Source organism: Staphylococcus sp. EG-SA-2, from assembly GCF_017152085.1.
On sequence record NZ_JACYHC010001123.1, the window covers coordinates 1 to 701 of the forward strand.

At 35.0% G+C, this 701-nt stretch carries 1 protein-coding gene; it reads left to right on the plus strand.

Going from position 1 to position 701, the window contains the following annotated elements:
• The coding region (locus IDG60_RS18605; RefSeq protein WP_206161047.1) for an SdrD B-like domain-containing protein at window positions 1-701 on the plus strand (701 nt) is incomplete at both ends.

Below are 701 nucleotides of genomic sequence, written 5' to 3' on the forward strand. Positions count from 1 at the left end.
AATGGCGACCAAAAGAAATATAATCTAGGTGACTATGTATGGGAAGATACAAATAAAGATGGTAAACAAGATGCCAATGAAAAAGGGATTAAAGGTGTTTATGTCATTCTTAAAGATAGTAACGGTAAAGAATTAGATCGTACGACAACAGATGAAAATGGTAAATATCAGTTCACTGGTTTAAGCAATGGAACTTATAGTGTAGAGTTTTCAACACCAGCCGGTTATACACCGACAACTGCAAATGCAGGTACAGATGATGCTGTAGATTCTGATGGACTAACTACAACAGGTGTCATTAAAGACGCTGACAACATGACATTAGATAGTGGATTCTACAAAACACCAAAATATAGTTTAGGTGATTATGTTTGGTACGACAGTAATAAAGATGGTAAACAAGATTCGACTGAAAAAGGAATTAAAGGTGTTAAAGTTACTTTGCAAAACGAAAAAGGCGAAGTAATTGGTACAACTGAAACAGATGAAAATGGTAAATACCGCTTTGATAATTTAGATAGTGGTAAATACAAAGTTATCTTTGAAAAGCCTGCTGGTTTAACTCAAACAGGTACAAATACAACTGAAGATGATAAAGATGCCGATGGTGGCGAAGTTGATGTAACAATTACGGATCATGATGATTTCACACTTGATAATGGCTACTACGAAGAAGAAACATCAGATAGTGACTCAGATTC